At 53.9% G+C, this 20,364-nt stretch carries 18 protein-coding genes; 4 read left to right on the top strand and 14 right to left on the bottom strand.

The genetic code is table 11. The features are described from left to right. The first annotated feature begins 91 nt into the window (after positions 1–91). Together HF955_RS12650 and HF955_RS12645 are read left to right on the top strand one after the other, a co-directional pair. Entirely contained in the window at positions 92–1,678 is a 1,587-nt protein-coding gene (locus HF955_RS12650; protein WP_291075509.1) for a recombinase family protein, read from the top strand. A 291-nt stretch (positions 1,679–1,969) separates the two neighbouring features. Continuing rightward, complete coding sequence (locus tag HF955_RS12645) at positions 1,970–3,127, top strand: site-specific integrase (protein WP_291075507.1); 1,158 nt, start codon at positions 1,970–1,972, stop codon at positions 3,125–3,127. A gap of 288 nt (positions 3,128–3,415) precedes the next feature. Here the strand turns inward: HF955_RS12645 and HF955_RS12640 are convergent, their stop codons facing one another. From HF955_RS12640 to styA, 9 genes are all read right to left on the bottom strand, one after another. Continuing rightward, positions 3,416–4,843: an aldehyde dehydrogenase family protein gene (locus HF955_RS12640; protein ID WP_291075505.1), complete on the bottom strand. Its 1,428-nt coding sequence runs from the start codon at positions 4,841–4,843 to the stop codon at positions 3,416–3,418. 32 nt (positions 4,844–4,875) lie between these two features. Beyond that, on the bottom strand, positions 4,876–5,193 hold the full coding sequence (locus HF955_RS12635; protein WP_291075503.1) for a hypothetical protein: 318 nt from the start codon (positions 5,191–5,193) through the stop codon (positions 4,876–4,878). A 101-nt stretch (positions 5,194–5,294) separates the two neighbouring features. Continuing rightward, positions 5,295–6,698 (bottom strand): DUF1329 domain-containing protein, encoded by a 1,404-nt coding sequence (locus HF955_RS12630; RefSeq protein ID WP_291075501.1) that lies wholly within the window; start codon positions 6,696–6,698, stop codon positions 5,295–5,297. A gap of 46 nt (positions 6,699–6,744) precedes the next feature. Beyond that, a complete protein-coding gene (locus HF955_RS12625; protein ID WP_291075499.1) occupies positions 6,745–8,664 on the bottom strand; it encodes a hypothetical protein in 1,920 nt (639 codons plus the stop codon). Next, a complete protein-coding gene (locus HF955_RS12620) occupies positions 8,637–11,066 on the bottom strand; it encodes an efflux RND transporter permease subunit (protein ID WP_291075497.1) in 2,430 nt (809 codons plus the stop codon). The genes HF955_RS12625 and HF955_RS12620 overlap by 28 nt, the downstream gene beginning before the upstream one ends. Positions 11,067–11,114: 48 nt before the next feature. Next, on the bottom strand, positions 11,115–12,263 hold the full coding sequence (locus tag HF955_RS12615) for a YCF48-related protein (RefSeq protein ID WP_291075495.1): 1,149 nt from the start codon (positions 12,261–12,263) through the stop codon (positions 11,115–11,117). A 114-nt stretch (positions 12,264–12,377) separates the two neighbouring features. Then, on the bottom strand, positions 12,378–12,932 hold the full coding sequence (gene styC, locus HF955_RS12610; RefSeq protein ID WP_291075493.1) for a styrene-oxide isomerase StyC: 555 nt from the start codon (positions 12,930–12,932) through the stop codon (positions 12,378–12,380). 59 nt (positions 12,933–12,991) lie between these two features. Further along, a complete protein-coding gene (locus HF955_RS12605) occupies positions 12,992–13,534 on the bottom strand; it encodes a flavin reductase family protein (protein WP_291075491.1) in 543 nt (180 codons plus the stop codon). 50 nt (positions 13,535–13,584) lie between these two features. Further along, positions 13,585–14,853 carry a styrene monooxygenase subunit StyA gene (gene styA / locus HF955_RS12600; protein ID WP_291075490.1) on the bottom strand — a complete coding sequence of 423 codons (1,269 nt, stop codon included), beginning with the start codon at positions 14,851–14,853 and terminating at the stop codon, positions 13,585–13,587. Positions 14,854–14,974: 121 nt separating this feature from the next. On the opposite strand from styA, the gene HF955_RS12595 reads away from it, so the two are divergent. After that, positions 14,975–15,859 carry a LysR family transcriptional regulator gene (locus tag HF955_RS12595; RefSeq protein ID WP_291075488.1) on the top strand — a complete coding sequence of 295 codons (885 nt, stop codon included), beginning with the start codon at positions 14,975–14,977 and terminating at the stop codon, positions 15,857–15,859. A 207-nt stretch (positions 15,860–16,066) separates the two neighbouring features. Continuing rightward, complete coding sequence (locus tag HF955_RS12590) at positions 16,067–16,669, top strand: TetR/AcrR family transcriptional regulator (protein ID WP_291075486.1); 603 nt, start codon at positions 16,067–16,069, stop codon at positions 16,667–16,669. A 21-nt stretch (positions 16,670–16,690) separates the two neighbouring features. Here the strand turns inward: HF955_RS12590 and HF955_RS12585 are convergent, their stop codons facing one another. Genes HF955_RS12585 through paaA form a run of 5 tightly spaced genes read right to left on the bottom strand, consistent with a single transcriptional unit; the run spans position 16,691 to position 20,315 of the window. Continuing rightward, positions 16,691–17,764, bottom strand: a complete 1,074-nt coding sequence (locus HF955_RS12585) for a 2Fe-2S iron-sulfur cluster-binding protein (protein ID WP_291075484.1) — start codon at positions 17,762–17,764, stop codon at positions 16,691–16,693. Positions 17,765–17,773: 9 nt separating this feature from the next. Next, positions 17,774–18,286, bottom strand: a complete 513-nt coding sequence (paaD, locus tag HF955_RS12580) for a 1,2-phenylacetyl-CoA epoxidase subunit PaaD (protein ID WP_291075482.1) — start codon at positions 18,284–18,286, stop codon at positions 17,774–17,776. After that, positions 18,280–19,032, bottom strand: coding sequence for a 1,2-phenylacetyl-CoA epoxidase subunit PaaC (gene paaC, locus HF955_RS12575; RefSeq protein WP_291075480.1), 753 nt, complete (start codon positions 19,030–19,032; stop codon positions 18,280–18,282). Before paaC ends, paaD begins: the two co-directional genes overlap by 7 nt. After that, positions 19,032–19,313: a 1,2-phenylacetyl-CoA epoxidase subunit PaaB gene (gene paaB, locus HF955_RS12570; RefSeq protein ID WP_291075478.1), complete on the bottom strand. Its 282-nt coding sequence runs from the start codon at positions 19,311–19,313 to the stop codon at positions 19,032–19,034. Before paaB ends, paaC begins: the two co-directional genes overlap by 1 nt. A gap of 9 nt (positions 19,314–19,322) precedes the next feature. Further along, positions 19,323–20,315 carry a 1,2-phenylacetyl-CoA epoxidase subunit PaaA gene (paaA, locus tag HF955_RS12565; protein WP_367279796.1) on the bottom strand — a complete coding sequence of 331 codons (993 nt, stop codon included), beginning with the start codon at positions 20,313–20,315 and terminating at the stop codon, positions 19,323–19,325. Between the last annotated feature and the right edge of the window lie 49 nt (positions 20,316–20,364).

Genomic DNA, 20,364 nt, shown 5'->3' with positions numbered 1-20,364 from the left:
AATTTTCTGGGGAAATAGCCCCATCCTGGGCGATTGAGCTCGCCGAAGCGCTTGCGCGATATCATGCGAGGTTGGCATATCGGAAAGGGTCATGACCCTAAAAGCCGCCATCTACGCCCGCTACTCGTCGGACCTTCAGTCTATTCGTTCAATCGAAGACCAGATTGCTCTTTGCCGACAACACCTTGAGCAGAAATCCTGGACCGAAACTATTGTCTATTCAGACCGCGCAATTTCGGGCGGCGCGATGGTTACGCGCCCCGGCATACAGGAACTGATAAGGGGCGCTGCGAACGGTCAATTCAATGTGGTTGTCGCCGAGGCCCTCGACCGCATCTCCCGCGACCAGGCTGACACAGCAACAATCTACAAGATCCTCGCCTTTCACGGCGTGTCGATCGTCACGCTTTCCGAAGGCGAAGTCGACTCCATGCACGTCGGCTTCAAGGGCGTGATGAATGAGATGTTCCTGCGCGATCTCGCGAAGAAGACGCGCCGAGGTCAGACGGGAGTTGTGAATTCAGGCAGATCGGCCGGAGGACATTGCTACGGTTACGACATCGTACCGGGTGAGCAGAATGGCATCCTGACCATCAACGAAGATGAAGCTGAGACCGTCAGACGGATCATGCGGCTGTTCGTCGAAGGAAAGTCTCCGAGAAGCATCGCGGCCATGTTGAACCAGGAAGGTGTCGCAGCGCCGCGCGGTTCCGACTGGCGCGCCTCAACGATCAATGGACAGGTCCATGCCGGCAATGGCATCCTGAACAACGAACTCTATATCGGCCGACGCATATGGAACCGCAGGCACAAGGTCACGGATCCCTTCTCCGGCAAGAAGCGCATGCGGGCAAACCCCGAAAGCGAATGGGTTATCAATGAGGTTCCGGACCTTCGGATTGTTGATGATGAACTTTGGCAGGCTGTAAAGCTTCGCCAGCAAAGGCACTCCCGTAAACGTGGTGGAGCAAAGCGACCCACGCGGCTCCTGTCAGGGCTCCTGGAATGCAGTGTCTGCGGCGGTCCGATGTCGATTGTTTCCCAGAACCGGTACGGGTGCTCGACAAGACGCGAGAAGGGCACCTGTTCGAACAATCGAACCATAGCGGCCAAAGAGCTCGAAGAGCGCGTCCTCGCAGGACTGAACAATGCCTTGCTTCATCCTGATGCGCAGAAAGCGGCCGCACGCGAGTTTCATGCAGAACTCGTTCGCCAACAGAAGGCTACTTGTAGCGAACGGTTTCAGCTTGAGAAGGCTATCGCTGAAGCCGGCAGGCGCATAGACCGGATTGTTGATGCAATTGCTGAAGGGATCGCGACCACTGCTCTCAAGCAAAAGCTGGTCGCCCTGGAAGCAGAAAAAACTGAGAACGAGGCCAAACTTGCGGCAATGGGCAGCGAGCCCGTTGTGAGCGTTCATCCGAACGCGGGCGAGCTGTATGCCGAACTAATTGGCTCACTTGTGGAAGTGGTTTCGGACCCGTCTCCTGATGCTGACGAGGTCCGATCAATCTTGAGGAAGACAATCCAACGGATTTGCCTTGAGCCGCGCAAAAATGAGAGCGGATACAACCTTGTTATAAAAGGCGATTTGGCCGCCCTGATTTCTCAGGACGGCCAAACTACTCTTATGATGGGTGCGGGAGTAGGATTTGAACCTACGACCTTCAGGTTATGAGGGCGCGCATTTTGATTTCCCACCCGCTCCCCACAATTCCCAGAGTCTCTCGCAGCGATTTGTTATCATTGACTTTTTTGCCTGCTGATAACGAATGCTCTCTGAGCAGTTCTCGGCGAGGTGTAACCCATGTGTAACCCAGAGCGACCTTCAGGTTGTGACATGGCTTTTGTAACCCTGGACCTTCAGGTTATCGCTTCCCCGCCCCCGGAACTGCAGCATTCATTGACCCGCCGACCTTCAGGTTTGCCTGAAGGCCGGCTCAAATCTGCATAACGCGGGAGCCCAGCCATGAAACTTACCAAACGCTCCGTGGACATCCTGTATCCGGAAGATCGTGATCGTGACTACTATGATGACGCGCTGAAAAGCTTTGGCGTGCGCGTGCGAAAGTCAGGCCGGAAAACCTATTTTGTCATGTCACGGGAGCGTGGTCGCATGCGCCGGATCACCATCGGCAAGCATGGCGTTCTCACGACCGAAGAAGCCCGCAAGCAGGCGATGAAAATTCTGCACGACCTGTCCGTCGGGATCGATCCGACCGCGGAGAAAAAGAAGGTGAAGGAAACCGGCACAGTCAAATCCCTGTCGACGCGCTTCCTGAAAGAATATGTCCCCACCCATTTGAAGCCAAGCACGCAGCGTGAATACCGGCGCTCGATTGAACTCTTCATCAATCCGAAGCTGGGCTCCTATCTGATCTCAGACATAACCCGAACAGACGTTGCGTCTCTCCATCATGGTCTTCGGAAGAAGCCCTATCAGGCCAATCGCACGCTCGGAGTGCTCTCTGTTATGTTCAACCAGGCAGAACTTTGGGGCATGCGCGCAGAACTCTCGAATCCGTGCCGGGGTGTGAAGAAATACAAGGAGACCAAGCGCGAGCGGTTTCTCTCGGTCGAGGAACTCGGCCGGCTCGGCGAGGCCCTGAAGGATGAGGAGAGTTTCGCGCCATCTGCTGTCGCATGTGTGAGGCTTCTTGTCCTCACCGGCTGCCGTCTGAGTGAGATTCAGAAGCTTAAGTGGGAGCATGTAGACTTCACACGAAATATGTTGCGGCTTCCCGACTCCAAGACCGGCCGAAAGACCGTCTATCTTGGCGATGCTGCAATTACGGTTCTCAAGGCTATCCCTCGCCTTGCCAGAAACCCCTATGTGATCACGGGGCAGATCGAAGGACAGTATCTCACCGACATGCAGAAGCCCTGGCGACGCATCAGGGTAGCCGCCAAACTGGACGATGTACGCCTGCATGATCTCAGACACACATTCGCATCAAGCGCGGTCTCACTCGGAGAGAACCTTCCAATGGTCGGAAAACTGCTTGGCCATTCTCAACCGCAAACGACAGCACGCTACGCACATCTTGCTGATTTCCAAGCTATAAGCGCCGCCGACAAAATTGCGTCGGAATTGGCCCATGCGATAGGTGTCACAAATCCCGAGTGACGCGCGTGGGACGTTATAAAATGTGGCGGCTCCAACGCCCTCCGCGCTCGCCAACGCTAAAGCAATGAACTATCAATCCTAAGGCCTCACATAATGGGTGCGGGCGCTTCGAGCCGCAAACCCATAAACCTCTTCTAAAAAAAGCGGGGAAGGCTCAGCCTTCCCCGGCAAGTTATGTTGGACTCACCTGAGCGGACACAGGCAGTCCTGGGAGGAAACGAGAGGGCGCTTAACAGCCTTCAACTGGCTGAACCGAACAGCAGGTCAACCAGCTTCAGGTTTTGTGAATTATGCCGCGCAGTTGATTACCTTGATGTTTGTATATGCTTTCAGGCCGTCTATCCCGAACTCCACACCCAAGCCCGAAGACTTCACGCCCCCGAAGGGAACATGAGGTGCGATATCGGCATGCTTGTTCACATAGACCGTGCCTGCAACGAGTTTGTCAGCCACGGCAGCAAGAGCGTCCTTATCAGATCCCCATACGGACGCACACAAGCCGAAGGGCAGATGATTTGCGCTCTCAATTGCTTCTGAAATTTCATCGTAGCAAATGATGGGAAGCACCGGCCCAAATTGTTCCTGATCAACAACCCGCATTCCGTCCTTGGCATCTGCCAACAAGGTCACAGGGTAGAAGTAGCCGCTTCCTAGGGGAGACCCGCCTGTAAGGACGCGCGCGCCGCTACGTTTGGCGTCCTCCACAAGGTCTTTCACTTTTTCAAATTGATTTTGGTTCTGCAAAGGACCGAGAGCGTTAGTCTCAATCAAGCCGTTCCCCATGGGGACCTGACTTGCATAAGCAACTAGCGCATCACAGACGTCGTCGTAGATTGAGCTATGGACATAAAGACGCTTCAGTGCGGCGCATGTTTGCCCAGCATTGATGAAGGCACCCCAAAATATCCCCTCCGCAACAACGCTTGGATCTGCATCCGGAAGGACGATCCCGGCATCATTGCCTCCAAGTTCCAGGGTTAGTCGCTTCATCCCCGGTGCTGCAGCCTGCATGATCTTCTCGCCTGTCGCTGTAGATCCGGTGAAGACAATCTTGTCGATATCTGAATGCGATGAAATCAGGGCACCGAGCTCGTTGCCTCCACTGACCACATTTACGACTCCGGCCGGCAGGACCTCATTCATTAACTCGACAAGCCGAAGGGTACCTAATGGGGAATAGGGAGATGGTTTAATAACGACCGTGTTTCCGGTTCGTATCGCCGGCAGGATATGCCAGACGGCGATAAGAAGCGGCCAGTTCCATGGCGTGATCGAGCCAACCACACCGACGGGTACATGCCGCAGTTCAATGCGTGCATTTTCGTCGTCCTGCAGGATTGTCGGCGGTAGCGAAAACTCAGCTGTGGCCTGTGACCACCCTATGCACCCACCAATCTCAAACTCAGCTCCCAGACCCTTGAGTGGTTTGCCAGTCTCCAGTGTCACAAGTCTCGCGAGTTCAGCCTGGTTTTCAGCGATGATATTGGCAATCGCCCGACAGGCTTCCTGCCGTTCGGCCTCAGGACGACCCGACCAGTCCGCAAACGCCGCGCGAGCAGCGGCTACCGCCTCATCAAGCGCCTCGGCATCTCCGCGTGGCGCGAAACCGATCGTGGAAAGATCTGCGGGGTTGCGCACACTATCGTAGTGCCCGGCCTTCTTTTGCTTTCCATTGATCATCATTTCGAAGACTTCAGCGTCAGCTACGGTATCCATTTCATCCTCCTATTCGGCTGCAGTCAGCCTATCTATTCCTCGATTTTCAGCGCCGCTTCCGGGAAGCATTTCTGCGCGATGGCAGCAAGATCAGGCGTGGCCTTGGCAAGCCGCTCGGCCATAGGCAGCGGGGACAACTCAATGATCTCTGATTGCAACGCGTCGTTGTCTTCGGTTTCCTTAGCCAAGCATTCGCACGCTCCGGCGAGTTCATCCGCGGAGACACCCTCGAATGACTCGGTGGCCACGCCCGCTTTGCACGTTTCCGCTGGATCTGCAGAGGCCGTCTCAGCCGCGCACAAAGCAAGACTCAAACTGGCGAATACTCCAATTACGTGGTGTTTTGTCATTTTATCCTCCTCCATTTTTTGCAAGATTGTCCGACCGCGTTCGCCTGCCATCGGCTAGAAAGCGGAGGGGCGAGCGGTTTGTCTCACCCCTCCGGCCTGGTTCACCTACGGTCGCGCAGTTGGTCGACATCAAACAGGGAGTTATTCATCCCCTGGGCGCCGGCCCAGTCCGGCGACATGCTAAGATAGGTATGCCGTTTGGAAACGAGATTCGGGATGATGACGGAGCGCCACATCGCACGACCTGTCTCCGGCTGCCACCATCTGGAATCATCCCAAATCCGCCAGAGATTATCGCGGCGATCATACATTTCCATCCACTGCGTATAGTAGAGTTCTTTATCTACAAAGACGCGCTTTCTGGAATACTGGTAGCTGTTGGTTTTATCCACGATATCGTAGACCCAAACCGGACGAAGCTCGAGATCCACTGTGCCCGACAGCGAGCAAAGATCTTCATTGGGACGGTAAGGATCGTAAGCTGCCCCGACCTCGGGCGCAGCCAGTACGAAGCGTTCGCCGACCATTTCATAGCTGAACTTGCGCCTGTCGGTTTTGGTCCACTGACTACGCCACTCGTCCCAAGTGAGCTCAAGGGATGGCGCGATGGGATCCTGTCCGTTTGTCCCGGTCAAAGTTCGTGTGCGCCGTAATGTCGGGATATAGAGCTTGAAATTATCATCCCTGTCGGCATCACCGTAGCGGATGCGAACACCAGCAAGTCCACGAACGTCACGTGGAGAGGTGATCAACAGAGCGCCGGCCTCTTTCACACCCTCAAATCCAGGAACGTTGCCAAGCGGCGGGGCAGCAACCCGTCCGGCCATCTTTCGCCACCAGATATTGCCTGAATAAGACCGTTCGACTCTGTTGCTTGAACTACACCCTGTCATCTGCACGGGATTGAACCAAAGGTCTTCCGTCCCGACACCATGTGCATTGAAAAGCCAGTTGAGCTCGTCACCGTTCGCTGGATTGATGAACGGAAGTCCGGCTTGCGTGAGACTGCCATTATTGCCGTCCCTGTCGACCAATTCCCCCTTTTCATTGATCGTAAACGGATCTTCACCAAGAGCCATTGTGGCATCCAGCATCGCTTCCTGCATATAATAATGCGTTGTCGGAACGATTCGAATCTGCTGGATTCCCATCCATTCGCTATTCAGTCGGTCCATCCAGAATTGAGGCAAATATTCCTCAAGCCACGGCATGGAACCCATATTGTCCTTGGTTATGATCAAGCCAGGCTTGAGCGCCTCGGGAATGTCAGCTTCTTCGATCAGGCTCGAGGCGGTGTAGCCGCGAAAGTCCGCCCACTTCTGTTCGAGGGCACGCGTTTCATCGGTGTCCAGCATATCTGCCCATGCTTTGTGCTCAGGCAGGCCTGTTTCTTCCGCGAACGCTTTCCAGGTCGCGATATAATCCTCTTCGGCGAGCGCTGGTGACGACAGTACCAGTGCGCTTACGGCTCCCAGAAGGGCTCGTATGAGTCTCGATCGTTTCATGTATTCCTCCTAATGTTATGTGTTGACTGCCTTCTTGCCCAGTTTCTTAGAATTGGTAGGTCAGCGAGAATTCGACATAATCGGACGCCCGATAGAGACCGAGCAGACCTTGTTCGTCTTTTCCGTTAAACAGGCCGAATTCGATGCGGGGCTTCAGCTTTCCGGCAGCTGCCGTGAAGTCAATCCGCTGGCGGTAAGCTACGCCTCCTTTGTCCATGTCCCAGATAGCAAGGCCATCAAGAAGGACTTGATCGTTGAACAGGCCCACCGAATAGGTCTGGGTCATGAATTCTTGCGTATCTTCGACATTCGTCAGCGCATAAGGCGCCTGGTAGAGCAACCCGTCGGCATCCTCTGTATGGATTGCGAAAAACTGCGTCGTCGTGAAGATGGAGCTGCGCTGCGTGTCCCAGCCGGGTACCCAGACATTGAAGTCAAATCCGGCCATCACCGATATCTGGTCACGATACGCCACGGAATCGGCACGTGTCGAAATCAAGGCTGGCGTTCCGACCGCCTGTTGGCCGGGTATGAACGGGTCGTCTATAACGCCGCGATTGAATGGCTTGTCGACCTCATAGGATGCCTCAAGCCGTAAAACCGGCGAGACATCCTTAGGACCGAGTCGCAGCTCGGTCATATCGCGGGTAAACGAAAAGCCGAAAGTCTTCTGACGGAATGTATAGTCGAGATCGAAATCAGTCGTCGCCGAACACGGCACCCCGCCGCCGGCCGGGTTCAGGATGTCGAGGCATCCAAATGGGATCAGCGGAAAATCTCCAGGCGCTGCAGTGCCAGCTGCAAGAGATTGTATGAAATCCACATACTGCCCAGGCGCATGGATCGCTCCGATCGTAGACGGCAGGTCCAGCGGCACATTGACAACGCCGGCTGCAGTTGTGTCACCGAGAAAGGTTCCGATGTGAAGTGTGCCGCCCGTGTTCACGATGATCGGCAGGTCTTGGAAGCCGTAGAAGGCATTCAGTGTCGCCTGGCCGCCAAGCGCGTTAAATTTCAAGCGTGCGGCAATCTCATTATCTTCCCATTCTTCCGGTTCGACCTCGTTGAGACGGGCAAGCAGGAGCGGCATCCCAAAGCCAGACTGACCTTCGATGAGTGCGGGAAAGGGAAATCCGAACGGGCCGCCTGAAGACGCCGAACTCGGCGTCGGATTATTGATCACAAACTCGGAATGACGCACCACTGGTGTAAAGAACAGCTCAAGGCTCGCATCGTCCATGCCGATCGCCTGGAAAGGTGCGCTCACACCGAGCGGCTCCATGTCGAGTGTGAGTGAAGCGCTCCATTGGGATATTCTGAGTTCTTCGGTATCGGTGAACACACCGCGAAGCCGTAGATCCTGCGGATTAAGAATATCGAGAAGGCGCAGGCCGTCAGCCTGCCCCCAACCGCGCTGGAACTTGCCGAGCTTCAACGACGCACGACCCTCGGTGTCAGTGAGGAGAATAGACAATTCCCGAATGACGTCTTCCTCGAAATCATCGAGGAACTCGCTCTCAGATCCATCATCTCCGTAGGGCTCTGGAAGCGCCAAGGAACCGTTCTCAGTGAGAAGGAAATCAAACTGATCCCGAAACGGCGGCGCCTTGGTAAAGTCCTGGATGCCCGATCCCATGTCGCTGTCATCGAGCTGGTAGTACCAGTCACCGCGTAGCCAGAAATCAGAAATCACCGTGACATTCTGGTTCGGTGTCCACTCCGCCTGCAATTCGGCCGTGAACTGTGCGGGGCCCCAGACCGTATCGTCACCGTCCCGATCGAGATAGACCCCGACGCCCTGCTTTAACCGCCCGCCGATCCAGAGTTCATCCGGCAGGTCCAGTGCTTCAGCCAGCCCCTGAGCTCCAGCCGGCTGGATGAAGGCCACTGTGGAAAGCATTGATGTGCTGACAAAGGCTGACTTCCAGCCCCAGGTACCTAACTTGCTGATTTTTCTGTTGTCCATAATTTATACTCCTCCCTGTATTCTTGTTTTTCCGCCGCAAGCGGCTCTGCGTTAACCGCACCTTGCGGCTCCGTTTCAGTTGCAGGATTGGCGTTGGCCATCCCCCGCCTCTCGAAGGCAAACCCTCGGGGTTTCAGCCAGCCGATCGCGGCCGGCACGATCGTCAGTGCCCCAATCATGTTGAACAGTAGGATGATCGCAAGCAGCACACCCATTTCCGCCTGGAACCGGATCGGAGACAGAAAATACCAGGGGAGAAGTGGAATGATCATCGTCAGCGCTGTGACAATGACCGCCGTTCCTGACGTATTGAACGAGCGTTTCGCTGCAGCCTCAAAGCCAAGACCGTTTCGCATCTCGTCCCGGATCCGGTCGGCCATGTAGATGCTGTAATCGACACCCCGCCCCAGACCCAGTGCGGCAAGCGGAAGTGTGTTCAAGTTCATCCCGACATCCATGCCAGCCATCACGCTCATCGTGATGTAATGCGATGTCGTCAGGACTGCGATTACCACCATTGCAAGAACAGGCGAGCGGTAGAGCCAGAGCAAATTTATTAAGATGACAACAATAATAGCAACGAGCAGCACATTTTCCTTGTGTTCGATCTCATCATTCGTGGCCTTGATCAGACCAATTTGTCCGCCCGCAAATTGTGCATGAGGCTCGTCAGGTTCAAATGGGTAACTATCGAGAAACTGATTGCCGGCGGACATGAGTGCATTAACGGTCTCTGCGCTGTGCTCACTTGCAAAGATTGAGAGCTTGCCGATGCTCCACTCCGGGTTGGTATAGGCAGCAAAATCGCCCGGCTCACCGCCCGAGCGGAACATGTAGATATTCAGTCCGATTTCTTCTTCCGTACCCGGAATGAATTGGTATGACGGGTCGCCCTCCCAGAGAACCATGTTGATATTCTTTACGATCGGCACCAAGCTCTGGGCGCGCGTGGCAACTGGAACGCGGCTGTAAATATAACGGTCGAATGCTTCGATCTGCTCATAAGTGCGTGGATCGAGCATGATCTCTCCCTCACCGGAGAAATATGCCTGCATGACATCGGTGCCGACGCGGCTGAAACTCGAATTTATCGATTCAACATCTTCGTTGTAACGTGAATCCTGCCACAGGATGGGACTCCCGACAGCGTCACCGATCTTGAGATGTTGCGAGGTAAAGAAGCCGAAGACGAGCGCAAGCGCGAAAGCTGGGACGAAGAGGTAGCGCGAAGCATTCAGCCCAAACACGGAACCAAGCAAGTTCTGTCCCGGCAAGGAGGTCCGAAAGCGTGAAGGTTTCGGAAGCAACGCCATAACGGCGGCCGCCACGATAATTCCCGGTGTTAGCGACAACAGCCAGAGCGTGCAAATGAGAGCCAGCGACTGAATGCTTGGAATGGTGACAAGGGCCAGCACCGTAAATCCGGCAGCATCCGTGATCACCGCAGCGGTACTTGGAAAGAGCAGACGTTCCAGTCCGACCCGCACGGCTTCCTTCAGCGTACCGCCTTCGGCAAGTTCATCGAAGACCCGAGACACGAATTGAACCGAGTGCGAGAGCACTGTTGCGAATACAAAGAATGGCAACAGGAGCAAGAGCGGATCCAGATTGTAACCGACAAGCCCTATGACGCCGAACCCCCAGATCGTAACCGTTGACGCAACGACCATCGGGATGGCAACGCCAATCCAGTTTCTGAAGAAACCATAGAGGACAGCAGCGCTTACAAGCACAGACGCTGCAAAGATCAGCAACATGTGGGGCAGGTATTTCTTAACCGTTCCCAAGAGAACCGGGCGACCAACAACGGACAGCTCGACCCCCTGAGACGCGTATTTCGCGCGAACCTCATCGACAAAGCGGAGCGCGCCCAATGTGTCGGTGTCCGACGCAAACTCTGCCGAAATCAGCATTGAATGCTCATCCAGAGACACGAGGGATCCAAGGAACTGGCTACGCACCAACGTCCTGAATTTTTCCATTTCCTCATTGGTTTGGGGCACTTCTGGCCACATCAGCGGACTGACGACAATTTGCCCCTCCGTACCAGAAACGGCTCTGGTTTTTCTAAGATTGGCCGCTTCGAACAAAGGCCGAATGCTAGAAGGGTGGAAGAAAAACTCGTCTGAAATGGATTGATAGGTCTTCAGGAAGTCCGGGTCGTATATGTCACCCTCGAGATTCTCGACTTTTACGAGGACTGTATTCACGCCTCCAAACTGGTCGCTGAATTCTTTGTAGAGAGCAACATTCGGATGGTCGGCCGGCAACATCTCTTCCAGGCTGACCCGGAGTGTAAGCCCGGTCGTAGCGAAGTAACCGAGCGCCGCTGTCGCGGTCATGGCAAGAGCCACGACCAGACGCGGAAACCTCGTGACGAAATTTGCGATAAAGCGGATCATCGAGTTCGGCCCTGCGTGTGTGATGAGGTGTCTGCTAGAGTCATCGCGTCACCAGCGAACCAGGCGAGCACAGGTACCCGCTGGGCTTTCGAAATCGATGACAGCGCCGGCACCGCCAACAGCCACGAAGCTGCTGGTTTCCGGACGCCTTGCAATTCCGCCATACCAAGTATTGGGGCCCTCACTCTCGGCGCATTCCAGAGGTTTAATGTCCCCGCTCCAGTCGATCTGAAAAATATCGCCAACACCTGCGACCAGAGCATCATCGTGAGTTACGGCCTCGACAGAAAAAAGGTGGCCTGCCTGTTCAAGCTTAACGACCTCGACTTCGACCAATGGGCCGGAAGCATGTGCATCGTTCGCTGGATCGACATCTGCCGCAGGAGCGGAGAACTCTATGCGGGCAATGATACCACCGAGCGCGGTCGCAATAGCGCGATCGTCGTCAATAAACGCTATATCGGTGAATGTAGCTGTCAGATTCTCAGGGGAAACGATCTGCCAAAGCTCCCCCGCATCTTTCGAAATAGCGATCGTTCCAAACTCGCCAACAAGAACCAGAGCTCCGGAACGAGATCCCGCAATACCGCTGAGGCGCGGTAGATCACGCCCCTGATAATTCTCTAGCTCTTGCTCTGCCCAGGTTAGGCCACCATCGGTTGTATGCAGGATCGTGGCCTCGTGCCCCACAACCCACCCCTCCTGCACATTGATAAAGAAAATGTCCCGGAGATTGATACCGGGCATTTCGAACTGAATTTCCCAAGTGCCGCCCCCATCAGTCGATTTCAAAATCTTACCTGAATGCGTGATCGCCCAGCCGGTTGCGTAGTCCACAAATTCCACCCGGCGGACCAACTCATTGTAAGGCAGCGGCAAATAAGACCAGGTTAGTCCTGCATCTTCTGTTTTGAGCAAGGTTCCATAATAGCCTGCAACCCACCCAAGCTGCGCTGTCACGAAATCTACGGCGAACAGATTGTCCGGAACGAACCGCACAATATCATCAGGACTGTTTGTGATGTTGCTCCCCAGCGGAGCCTCCACACCCACCCCGTCCGAGTCGCCATAAGCCTTGACCTGCGAACCGGCGAAAATCGCTAGCACTGTAAGGCATCCTGCCGCAGGAAGCAGAATCTTCGGATTAAATTTCTGACCTTTGGTGGCCTGTGTCATGAAGGCAATTCCGTTTGTCATGCTCTCCAGCCGGACAAACCGGCCTGATGGACCCACTTTAGTAGACCGACTGATCGGTCTTTTAATGTGTCCAAATTGGATACTGTGGATGGGAACTATCTCTTTAGTTTAACTTTATTCGGCCGAGACCAAAGACGAGCCGGATTCATCAGACAACTGTCCGGGAAAAATCGCCTTCCAGCCAAGTATGGCGAGCGCAATCATCAGCAACACACCGAAGAGATAGGCGGGCCCCAGGGCTAGAATGCTGAATATGTTGGAGGGACCGATATCGGAATTCCCGAAAGCCAAGCCTCGATTGGGCGAGAAGTTGCTAAAAAAGTAAAATCCGACATTTGCCCAACCGTCCAGCATCACGATCCATCCAATGCGCCTGGCAAGCTTGAAGGACATTTGAACCATCGGCAATGCGAATGCGACAGCCATGACCATGACACCATTCATCGCCGGCCCGGTATGAGCCCGCTGCCAGCCTCCTTCCGTTCCTGGCAATTGGAAATGCACCATGTATCCGGGGACGATCTCGAAGCCGCCCAGGATGTACATCCACAACCCGACGCCCCCCACAGCCGTCATGAATATCATCAAGACGCCGTTGCCAATCATTATCCGACGCAGACTGGTGAGATCACCCGAACCGCTGGCGGCGCTTATTGTTGAACTTTCCATTTATTCCTCCCTATTTTTGTCGCAGCTATGTTTGCTGCTGATTTTCTTGGCTGGCCAGGTCAGCCAGACATGGTTCGCACCCCAACGGTTTCTCTATTTTTGTCGACAAATGGTGCGTGAGGCAGGTAGTTGCCGCCATGATAGATCAGCGGTTCGCCAGGACTGACTTTTACAGACCGTACATGACCAAAATAAACGTCATGCGTACCTGATTTGACCATTTTCTCGACTTCACATTCCAGTTGCGCGAGCGCGCCGGTCAACAACGGGAGTCGGTTGGGTCCTGACGTTTCCCAATCACCAAAGCCAAAACGGTCGTCGCCCTGGAGTCCACCCATGCCAGCAAACACATCCGATACAGATCGTTGACCCGCGGCAAGGAAATTAACGGCAAACCAACCCGCATCGGCAATCATTTTCGAAGTGCCTGTAGAAGAATTCGTACAGACGAGAACAGTTGGCGGGTCTGCCGTTACTGAATTCACAGCAGTCGCAGTGATACCGCGCATCTGACCGTGAAGTGCTGTCGTAATAATGCTCACACCGGAAGCCAGTTGCGCCAGTGCACTACAGAACTCTGGTTTAGTAACTTCGTTTTGCATCCAACAACCTCCGCAGACCTCTCACTTACGATGGCCCGTCTACAACAGCCTCAAGCAACGACCTTTTCTCGGACGCCGGTATGCTTCTCCATTCTTGAGGCAATCCATGCACTCGTGCGATTTGGACTTGCAAAACAGTCCCACTGCCGTTCGGGGAAATTGAAATTCTCAGTAAAATCGTCGGCACAAGCCTTGCTCGCCGAGATCGCTTCAACGAACTGCATCAGGCTAGGAGACGCCTCTTCCAAATTCTTGAGCATGAAATTGGTCCACCTCGATGCGCAAAGCACACGATCCATTCGCCGCGCGTCAACAGCCTCCATAAAGCGCGCATCAAGCGCGTCATGACGGAGGATCTCTTCACCGAGAATGATCGCAGCATAAGAAGCCATATTGGCGCCCTGGCCCAGGACCGGATCGACGACGCCATGCACATCGCCAAGCGCAACGGCCAGCTTGCCACTTTCCAGCACTTTGTGAGAATCCCTTACGGTTGGCGTAACACCGCCCTGCAGCAAGTCTCTTTCATTGTTGGCAAGATCGAACTCGGAACTATTGATACGTTCTGCGCACTTTGGATAATACTTTTTAAGCCGGTCAGTCAGAAGCGAGAGGAAAGCCTCCGGATCTTCCTCATACTTTGTTTTGGCCAAAATTTCCATGTCGCCACCAATGTGGTTCTCAATGACCAAAGCTGTCGACATGCCGCTATAGGTCAACGTCGGGATCTCAATCATTTCACCCACATTCGGCGAAAAGTGCATGTTTACGGCGCGGATCGGGCGCTCCTCTATGCCCTTGAACAAGCCGACGCACAGCATGCGCTGAGGGCGGTCGAAAGGGGAATGTTCCGGCTGGTGGCCGAAAATTCGCCCAAAAGGGCCCTTGCCTGTGCAAACAATGACGAGGTCGAATTCTGCCTCAATCTCGGCCACATCTTCAGGCTCGACACGCTGAAACCGCACATCACCGCCTCTTTCAATAAAATCGTCCTGGAGCTGAGGCAAATAGATCCGGTAATCAACCGCGCGGCTCGGCGCGGTGTAAGAGCCGTAGAAATCAAGTGTTTCTTGTCCGTATACTGAGTAATAGTGTCCGAAGTAACCATACTTGTCGGCGGGCCAGTGATTGCATCCCAACATGTCTTCGCGAGAAATTGTCACATGATGATGAGCGACCGTGTTGAGGAGCCGGCAGGACTTGTATTCTTCGGATTTTCGGTCGGTGAAGATTGTCGCCGTTACCCCATGCTTTTGAAGATACAGCGCCAGATGCAATCCTGCACAGCCAGCCCCAATGATTGCGATCTTCTTTGACATGAATTAATCCTCCGTCCGTTCGTTCGGCTAATTTCGCCTTTATCGTTGAGTAACGTTTGCACAGCTTTACATATTCATAAAGCGCCTTTATGGATTAACTCCTATTCTTTGCGGGAATATAATGGATAATATCGCGGTTTATCAGACATTTGCACGATTACTTGAACGGCAAAGCTTCTCTGCAGTTGCTGCGGAATTGGGAGTAACCCAATCCACTATCAGTAAACAGATATCGGCATTGGAAGATCATCTCGGCGTGCAACTGTTTGTGCGAACAACACGATCGATCACCCCGACAATGGAGGCTCAGGAGCTTGCCGGTCTTGTCCAAGAGCTGTTGGAAAAGCACGCGGAAGTCCGATCTTTCGCCAGAGGAGGTCAACCGGAACCTGCGGGCCTACTGCGGATAAGCGCGCCCGTGTCGTATGGCCATATGGTTCTGTATCCGCAACTATCGGATTTCAGAAAGAAATTCCACTCGGTCGAGATAGACCTGCTGTTGAGCGACACGCCGGAGAGCGCGCTGCCAGAACATGTAGAAATTGCAGTATTGATGGGCCAACCTAGCGCACTGTCAATTCGAATTAGAGCTATCGGGACATATGAGCGCGTGGTCGTATGCAGCAATGAGTACGCTAATAGCTTTGGGACTCCAACCGAACCCATTGATCTTGAGAATCATACAATAATACTTGCAAAGGGCGCATCGGAAGAACGCTTCGATTTTGAGTCCGAAACCGGCAGACAGTCAGTAACCCTCAAGCCTGTCTTCGCAACAAACGATGAATTGCTTGCCTACAAAGCAGCCAGGGCGGGCGAAGGCATTACGATTGTTCCCAGTTGGATAGTCAAAGAAGACATCGATCGAGGAAAAATCGTTCACCTTCTTTCAAATTTCTATCTTCCGGAAATATCGATGTATCTAGCTTATCCACAGGCCAAATACATCTCTCTCAGAGCGCGGGCTCTGATTGACTATCTAACCTCCAATCTCAGGAAATCGTGAGGCAGTAAGCATCTGAGTTTCATATGTTTCGCATCCATGGAATGGCTGCACAGGTATTGTCCCGCGCTCATTCGCCGGGATCCGTCCATTGCTTTGCGAAAGAGGTCTGAACCCGGATTTGTCTTTGCGCGCCTGACATTTGGCGAAACTTATTCTATCAAGAACGGGTAATCGGGCCCAGTGAAAATTGATTGTCAGGGAATAAAAATGGCTAGAACTCAAGCTCTTGACTATGCGGACAAGCGTAGCGCGATCAAGGAAACGTCCGCCGCGCTATTTGCGAAAAATGGATTCCATTCCGCGTCCATCCTCGACCTCGCAAAAGCCTGCAATATGTCGAAGTCGAGCCTGTATCACTACTTTGCGTCCAAGGACCAGGTTCTCTACGAACTTCTCCATGATCATGCGCAAACCCTGATTGAAGTCGCTGAGGGCATTGCCAACAATGATGCCCTGCCGGCCCGGGAAAAACTTCTAGAATTCGCGTCACAGCTTCTGGAGATCAACGTCAAGGAACGCGACAAACACACACTTATCCTCAACGAACTGGAAGCATTGCCGGCAGTGCAGCGGCGGAAAATTTCAAAAATGCTGAGGAAGCCAATCGAAGTCTGGTTCGATGTCCTCACAGAAATTAATCCCAGCCTCGGGCACAATGTCGACATGCAGTTTCCATCAGCGATGATGTTCATCGGGATGATAAACTGGACACATACTTGGTTTTCAGACCGCGGACCCGTCTCAACGAAACAGTTCGCTCACATCATGTGCGAGACGTTTCTGAATGGCTTCCCGGCAGTGAAATTGTAGCGACAGCGCAGCAGGGCGCTGTCAATGATCATAGTCGATAACAACTCTGTCGCTTACAGCATAGGACTGACAAGAAAGGACGAAGCCCCGCTCCACTTCATAGTCTTCCAGTCCGTGATTGGCGATCATTTCAACCTCACCTTCAAGCACCTTGCATCTGCAAGTCGAGCAGACCCCAGCCTTGCAGGAATACGGCGCATCCAGTGCGTTCTCCAGCAAACCGTCCAAAATGGACAGCCCCTTTGAAGATGTGGTTGTTCTTGTCGTTCCGTCCAGCGTCACAATGACTTCGATGTCCTTCTCTAGCTGGGCCTGCGGGGATGCAACCGCATCCGGATCGAACGACGCTCGTGGACTGGACAGGAAGAATTCATATTTGATCTGATCCGGCGAAAGGCCACGCCCTGCCAGTAGTTCCTTCGCCATGGCAGTCATGCTCTGCGGGCCGCAAATGAACACATAGTCCATGAGGCTGACATCCACCCACCGGTCAAAGAGCGCCTCACATTTTTCCCGATCGAGGCGCCCATTGAATAGTTCGATATCCCCGCCATCATTTTTCAGGACATGAACCAGTCTTAGCCGGTGCATGTATCGGTTTTTGAGATCCTCGAGCTCTTCCCTGAACATAATCGAATTGATCGACCGATTCCCATATATCAGGGTGAAGCGGGAAGAGGGTTCCTGGGCCAGAATCGTAGATACAAGACTGAGAATGGGCGTAATGCCGCTGCCCACAGCTAGGCCCAGATAGTGCCGGCTCGCTTGTGAATCCAGCGGCACGGTAAACCGGCCGGCGGGGGGCATGGCTTCGATAGTGTCTCCTAGCTTGATACTCTCGTTTGCCCAGGTGGAAAACCAACCGTCATCAACCCTTTTGATGCCGATACGCAGTAATCCTTCACCGGCACGGGAACATATCGAGTAGGAGCGCCGGAGTTCTTCGCCATTTATTTCACGCCGAAAAGTCAGATGCTGACCTGCTAGAAATTTGAAAGCCTCGCCGCAATCGGGATTCGGTTTCAGGCTGACGACAACCGCGTCACGTGTCGTATGCTCCACACCAACAACGGTGAGATTATAGAATTTGGACATGCGATAACCTTAAAACGGTTTGAAGTAGTCGAAAGGCTCCAGACAGGACAAGCAACGATAGCTCGCTTTGCACGGCGTTGAGCCAAATTCACTGACTATTTCTGTCTGCAATGAGCCGCATTGCGGGCACCTGATTTCCGCCTGCGCGAGCATCCCGGCGCATTTGGCTGTCTGCGCCGGAGGGGCAATTCCGTAGGCGCGCAGTTTTTCTTTGCCTTCAGGCGTGATCCAGTCCGTCGTCCATGCGGGAGCCCGGCAAATTTCAATGGCCACATCGTCTAGGCCGCGGGCTTCGAGGGCTCGCCTGATGTCAAGGGTAATGACACTCGTTGCAGGGCACCCCGAATATGTCGGCGTAACGGCGACACGAAGGCGATCTCCGTCCCAGACGACATCCCTAATCATTCCGAGGTCCACAACCGACACTACCGGAATTTCCGGGTCCGGAACCTCTTTCAGCCACGCCCAGATCAGGTCTGGATCAGGCCTGGTCCGGCTACCGTCAGTGAAGCGGATCACCATTTCGCCCCCGGCATTGAACGCGCCAGACACTGCATCTCGGCAAGGACATAACCGAGACCTTCGCTGTGGAGTCCCGATTTGCCACCTACACGCATATGGACATCGTCCGGAACGATGAGCCCTGCCTGCAGAAGCGTCTTGCTCCAATTCCCGCACGCCTCTTCAGCAGTCGTCACAGTGTCAGCGCCATAACCTTCGGCTTGCGCGATACCATCGACGTCATCGGCCTCAATCAGCTCTCCTGTAAAAGGCCACAAAGCCAAAAGAGCTTCCTGCATACGCTGATGACTATCATCCGTGCCGAGACCTAATCTTTCGACCAGGCTGGCACTTCGCCGCAAATGATAGCGAGCCTCTTTTTCAGCCTTTCCGGCAATAGCGGAAATCTCAGGATCGGTTGACGACAGCAGTTGTTCCAGAAGAGGCAGATGCCAAGCATCAAACAGAAATTGCCGCATCAGTGTCGCGCCAAAATCTCCATTTGGCTGCTCTACAAGCAAAACATTTCGAAAGGCTCGGCTGTCGCGGAAATATGCGAGGTCGTCTGCCGTGCGCCCTTTGCCCTCAACCCTTCCGGCATAGTCCAGCCACATTGTTGCCTGGCCGATGAGATCAAGCGCCGTATTTGCCACAGCTATGTCCTCCTCAAGGATCGGCGCGTGACCACACCATTTTCCAAGCTGCTGACCTATGATGAGCGTGCTGTCCCCCAACCTGCAAAGATATTCGAACTTCTCGGCCGACATTACATTTTTCCGATCTCGTCGGGGATCTCGAAGAAAGTCGGATGGCGGTATGTCTTGCTCTGCGCAGGATCAAAAAGAGGTCCTTTTTGGTCCGGTGAACTGGCAACGATATCCGACGACTTCATAACCCAGATGCTGACGCCTTCATTGCGGCGCGTATAGACGTCGCGCGCATTGTTGATTGCTATCTCCGCATCGGGGGCGTGGAGGCTACCGACGTGCCGGTGACTCATGCCATGCTGACCGCGGATGAAAATTTCCCACAATGGCCACTCTGTCATTGGACTTTCCTATTCGGCCGCAATCGCCTGGACGGCCTGGCGCTCGGAAAAGGCTTGCAGCCCATCTCGAAACCATGCTCCGTCGTCCCAGGCCTTCGTCCTTGCCGCCATGCGCTCCTTGTTGCAGGGACCGTTCCCCGAAATGACCTGGAAAAACTCATCCCAGTCAATTTCACCGAAATTGTAACTTCCCCGAGATTCATCCCATTCCAGATCGCCATCTGGGATAGTTAGCCCCAAGTACTCAGCCTGCGGAACAGTCTGGTCGACGAACTTTTGCCGCAGCTCATCATTCGATGAAAGTTTGATACCCCACGCCATCGATTGCGCTGAATGCACAGACTGTTCATCGCTGGGCCCGAACATCATAATTGAAGGCCACCACCAGCGATTCAACGCATCCTGAGCCATACTTTTCTGCTCCGGCGCCCCCTCACAAAGCACACGCATGATATCGAAGCCTTGGCGCTGATGAAAACTTTCTTCCTTGCAAACCCGCACCATGGCGCGACCATAAGGCCCGTATGAGCAACGCTGCAAAGGAACCTGATTCATGATTGCCGCACCGTCGACAAGCCAACCAATAGCCCCGACATCGGCCCAGGTGAGTGTTGGGTAATTGAAAATGGAACTGTACTTCGCTTTTCCGGAAAGCAATTGAGCTGTCATTTCATCGCGGCTGACCCCCAATGTTTCCGCAGCGCAGTACAGGTAAAGGCCATGCCCGGCTTCATCCTGAACCTTTGCAAGCAGAATTGCCTTTCGCTGCAAAGTCGGCGCACGTGAAATCCAGTTGGCTTCAGGCAGCTGACCGACAATTTCGGAATGTGCATGTTGCGAGATTTGACGAATGAGGGTCTTCCGATAGCCTTCAGGCATCCAGTCCTTCGGCTCAATTCTTACACCAGTATTGATCTTTTCCTGAAACGCACGCTCCTGCCCGTCCATGTCTTCGAGCGAGCGGACGCCCTTCCCTGTCGATTCGACCATTTGAGCGTACATTTCCAAACCTCCGATCAAGTTGGGATTACGGTATAATAGAACGGTCGGT

The sequence above is a fragment of the Hyphomonas sp. genome (assembly GCF_017792385.1).
Lineage (GTDB): Bacteria > Pseudomonadota > Alphaproteobacteria > Caulobacterales > Hyphomonadaceae > Hyphomonas.
Note: the sequence above shows the minus strand (reverse complement) of the source record. Positions and strands in the feature narration are given on the sequence as shown.

Bases quoted from the DNA above. Each gene is read 5' to 3' on its own strand.
- HF955_RS12620 (WP_291075497.1), bottom strand. From the start codon at position 11,066: ATGATCCGCTTTATCGCAAATTTCGTCACGAGGTTTCCGCGTCTGGTC.
- HF955_RS12635 (WP_291075503.1), bottom strand. From the start codon at position 5,193: ATGACAAAACACCACGTAATTGGAGTATTCGCCAGTTTGAGTCTTGCT.
- HF955_RS12630 (WP_291075501.1), bottom strand. From the start codon at position 6,698: ATGAAACGATCGAGACTCATACGAGCCCTTCTGGGAGCCGTAAGCGCA.
- styC (WP_291075493.1), bottom strand. From the start codon at position 12,932: ATGGAAAGTTCAACAATAAGCGCCGCCAGCGGTTCGGGTGATCTCACC.
- HF955_RS12625 (WP_291075499.1), bottom strand. From the start codon at position 8,664: ATGGACAACAGAAAAATCAGCAAGTTAGGTACCTGGGGCTGGAAGTCA.
- paaB (WP_291075478.1), bottom strand. From the start codon at position 19,313: ATGACAGAGTGGCCATTGTGGGAAATTTTCATCCGCGGTCAGCATGGC.
- paaA (WP_367279796.1), bottom strand. From the start codon at position 20,315: ATGTACGCTCAAATGGTCGAATCGACAGGGAAGGGCGTCCGCTCGCTC.
- HF955_RS12595 (WP_291075488.1), top strand. From the start codon at position 14,975: ATGGATAATATCGCGGTTTATCAGACATTTGCACGATTACTTGAACGG.
- paaD (WP_291075482.1), bottom strand. From the start codon at position 18,286: ATGGTGATCCGCTTCACTGACGGTAGCCGGACCAGGCCTGATCCAGAC.
- HF955_RS12585 (WP_291075484.1), bottom strand. From the start codon at position 17,764: ATGTCCAAATTCTATAATCTCACCGTTGTTGGTGTGGAGCATACGACA.
- styA (WP_291075490.1), bottom strand. From the start codon at position 14,853: ATGTCAAAGAAGATCGCAATCATTGGGGCTGGCTGTGCAGGATTGCAT.
- HF955_RS12590 (WP_291075486.1), top strand. From the start codon at position 16,067: ATGGCTAGAACTCAAGCTCTTGACTATGCGGACAAGCGTAGCGCGATC.
- HF955_RS12605 (WP_291075491.1), bottom strand. From the start codon at position 13,534: ATGCAAAACGAAGTTACTAAACCAGAGTTCTGTAGTGCACTGGCGCAA.
- HF955_RS12645 (WP_291075507.1), top strand. From the start codon at position 1,970: ATGAAACTTACCAAACGCTCCGTGGACATCCTGTATCCGGAAGATCGT.
- HF955_RS12650 (WP_291075509.1), top strand. From the start codon at position 92: ATGACCCTAAAAGCCGCCATCTACGCCCGCTACTCGTCGGACCTTCAG.
- HF955_RS12640 (WP_291075505.1), bottom strand. From the start codon at position 4,843: ATGGATACCGTAGCTGACGCTGAAGTCTTCGAAATGATGATCAATGGA.
- paaC (WP_291075480.1), bottom strand. From the start codon at position 19,032: ATGTCGGCCGAGAAGTTCGAATATCTTTGCAGGTTGGGGGACAGCACG.
- HF955_RS12615 (WP_291075495.1), bottom strand. From the start codon at position 12,263: ATGACAAACGGAATTGCCTTCATGACACAGGCCACCAAAGGTCAGAAA.